We start from the raw sequence: 3,079 nt of genomic DNA, 5'->3' as shown, positions 1-3,079 counted from the left end.
GGCTGTACCGGGGGCATTGCAGCATGGTCGATTTTTCTTTGCTGATATTGCCAATAATCAAATTTCACCTAATAGTTTGAATTTATTAAAATTAATTGCAAAACAAGGTGAGGCGCAATTATTGGATGAGGAATGGTTGCGAACGCAATGTCCTGATAATTTTGATGTTTGTATTGCGAATTTACTGCAACGGGAACTACTTGTGCGTTTAGGTACGGGCTATCGTTTCCAAGTGGAATTAATTCGACGCTGGTTTATTCGAGACTAATAAGCTGTCATTCAGATGATAACCACAGTAAAAACTCTTTATTACCTTTGCTGCCCAATACTGGTGAATCAATCTGTTGTTTGACCTCAAAACCAAGGCTTTTGGCACATTGAGAGACTCTATCTAGGGCAAATTGATGCTGGGTTTCATCTTTGACGATGCCTTTTTTGCCTAAACCTTGTTGGCCGACTTCAAACTGTGGTTTGACTAATACAACAATATTGGCTTGAGGTTGCAGCACACTGATAAGCGCAGGCAAAACTAAAGTCAGTGAAATAAACGACACATCAATACAACAAAAATCGACTTGTTCGGAGATTAATTCGGCATTCAGTTGACGGATATTAACTCCTTCAAGATTGATAACTCGTTCATCTAGTTTTAATTTTTCAACTAATTGATCATGTCCCACATCAACTGCATAGATTTTTTTTGCATCAAGGCTGAGCAATACATCAGTAAAACCACCTGTTGACGCACCCACATCTAAACAAATTTCAGGTTTAGCTAAAGGCCATGTATTAAAAGCCTGTTCTAATTTCAAGCCACCACGCGAAACCCATTTTAATTGATTTCCACGAATTTCAATCTGAGTTGTTTCAGCAAATTCTTTGCTGGATTTTTTGATACATTGATTGTTAACCCAGACTTGGCCTTGTGTGATAAGTTCTTGGGCACGTTGGCGTGAGCTGGTAAGGTTTTGATGTTGTAGTAATTTATCTATGCGCATATTGATAGTGATTTTCACTCGCAAGCAAGTTTGATTTGACATATCTGATTCATATCTTGTTCTGACAAATCGAGGCTGTAAAAGAGCACAGGTTAAGTTATTCTAATGAAAGGGTCAATAACGGTATTTAAACAGCATTTTCAGATAGTGCGCTAATGAATGCTTTAGTGATATTAGACGTATTAAAAACTCACTTTATCATAAACATCTTGTACTGAAATTTGGGTATCAACACTTTGTAATATCAAGATTTGTTCTGGCTCAGTTAATACCGTCAATAGCCATTGATTTTGACTACGACGTTGATAATGCTCAATGCGATACTGATCTTGTGCAACTAATACATAATCTTGAACTGTGGGTAAATTTTGATACAACGCCATTTTTTTATCTTTATCATAAGTTTTAGTCGATTTTGACAAAACCTCGATAATTACGCTAGGATTTAGCAAAATATCAAACTTATTATCATCAAGCTCTACATCAGCACAAACGGCAACCACATCAGGATAGACATAATCAGTCTCACTCACTTTAACCCGCATATCACTCATGTAAACACTACAATCGCGCTTTTTAAAGCTTGTCCACAGTTCTCCAAATAAATTACCTGCAATGATATTGTGTTTTTGACTTGCACCAGACATCGCATAAGTTTCATCATCAGCGTGACTATCTCCATATGCATAGATAATTCCATCAACAAATTCATGTTTTTCAGTTGATTGACGTTCAAAGGCTAAATATTCTTCGGGTGTTGTTGGTGTATCTAATTGTGGTTGTGCTGGCATGTGATGCTCGTCTATTTTTATCTGTATTCTATTTTAGCAGGTAGGGTTATCATGAAATATTTCTTTTAATTGTTCCTGAGTTGGTTTATAGCCTTTGTGTTGTTGATGTGTTTTTAAAGAGTCAGAAATTTGTTGCATCAGTTGTGTGTTTTGCAAAATATAAAGTGTTTCTTGGTCTCGTTCCCAATCTTTTGCATTTACAACTATAAATTAAATTCACTATCCGCATTTTGAGTGACTTTTAAGGGTGTATGCGTTGTAATAACCTGCTCTACTAGTGTTTTAAACGCGCTTTGGAATTGGTTTATGCTGATACTATTCATCTATTATTCCTGTTTCTTCATTCGTTTGCCTCGTTCCTACATGCCATGTAAGAATGCAGTCCAGACGCGCTGCGTTATGAATATACTTGACGTGACACGTCATGAAAGCATTCCCACAAGTTGAGGCTGTAAAAGAACCACGTTTTTTCGATTTAGGACTATGTAAAATCAACAACTTACGATCATTAAAGTCGTTATTTTTGCAGTTCTTTTACAGCCTCAACTTGTGGGAACGAGGGAAACCAATGCGCCCATCTAGGTAGGATTCACAACCCTGTTGTGCAAATTTAGTGGCGAAGGTATTGTTATATCGAACCCAGGTTAGTTATTAGGTCTTATTCTAGTATTGAGATTGAGACATCAATGTCTCCATAGTTATCGAAGCATCCAAAACCCCAGTGATAAAGACTTAAACGACCTGCTTGAGGGGCAAACATAGCAAGGGAAGTTCCCACAGCAAAGAAAGAGTCGCCATCATCCAAGCTACCAACCAGAGTACCTATTAAGAAAGAGTATGAGCCTACCGTTGTAGACAAACCAGAACCGTCCCCAAAAGGGTTGCCCGCACCATTAGCATTCATTGTATAGATATTTGTTGCTTTCTGATTTGAATCTACATTGTAGCCAGCACTCCATAGTTGATTTGGGTCAACACTGAACACTAACAGCTCACCCGCGTCCACACTAAGTCCGGTGTAAAACGGAGTAACTCGATGTTGTCCAGTAGGTGCGTCAAGACAATTAAATTTTGCACTTACAGTAACTTTTGCATTTGTAGTTTCACGATACTCAGTCGTAACAGCAGCTAGTACAGAGCTACAGCACAATGACAAAGATAATACAGATGCGAATACATAAGACAATTTCATAATGGTTATTCCATGTGTGTTCTTCTCAAACAAATATGGGAATACAGAAATAGGGGTAATCAGAGAAGTAAATAATTACCTATATCATATAAGTAAAA

Annotated in this window: 5 protein-coding genes; 1 reads left to right on the top strand and 4 read right to left on the bottom strand. The window is 37.5% G+C overall.

The window, feature by feature from the left end:
• The coding region (locus ABXH34_RS18380; RefSeq protein WP_353573344.1) for a hypothetical protein at positions 1–268 on the top strand (268 nt) is incomplete at its 5' end.
• 7 nt (positions 269–275) lie between these two features.
• Here the strand turns inward: ABXH34_RS18380 and ABXH34_RS18375 are convergent.
• The 4 genes from ABXH34_RS18375 to ABXH34_RS18365 form a co-directional block, all read right to left on the bottom strand.
• The gene (locus ABXH34_RS18375; protein WP_353573343.1) at positions 276–1,040 is read right to left on the bottom strand and encodes a TlyA family RNA methyltransferase; all 765 of its coding nucleotides are present in this window, start codon (positions 1,038–1,040) and stop codon (positions 276–278) included.
• A gap of 140 nt (positions 1,041–1,180) precedes the next feature.
• Positions 1,181–1,789 carry a Uma2 family endonuclease gene (locus ABXH34_RS18370; protein ID WP_353573342.1) on the bottom strand — a complete coding sequence of 203 codons (609 nt, stop codon included), beginning with the start codon at positions 1,787–1,789 and terminating at the stop codon, positions 1,181–1,183.
• A gap of 203 nt (positions 1,790–1,992) precedes the next feature.
• On the bottom strand, positions 1,993–2,112 hold the full coding sequence (locus ABXH34_RS18800; RefSeq protein ID WP_502710432.1) for a type II toxin-antitoxin system Phd/YefM family antitoxin: 120 nt from the start codon (positions 2,110–2,112) through the stop codon (positions 1,993–1,995).
• A 335-nt stretch (positions 2,113–2,447) separates the two neighbouring features.
• The gene (locus tag ABXH34_RS18365; protein ID WP_353573341.1) at positions 2,448–2,981 is read right to left on the bottom strand and encodes a hypothetical protein; all 534 of its coding nucleotides are present in this window, start codon (positions 2,979–2,981) and stop codon (positions 2,448–2,450) included.
• Positions 2,982–3,079 lie beyond the last annotated feature (98 nt).

Origin of the sequence: Candidatus Albibeggiatoa sp. nov. BB20 (assembly GCA_016744725.1) — a bacterium.
In the GTDB taxonomy this organism is placed as follows: domain Bacteria; phylum Pseudomonadota; class Gammaproteobacteria; order Beggiatoales; family Beggiatoaceae; genus Albibeggiatoa.
Note: the sequence above shows the minus strand (reverse complement) of the source record. Positions and strands in the feature narration are given on the sequence as shown.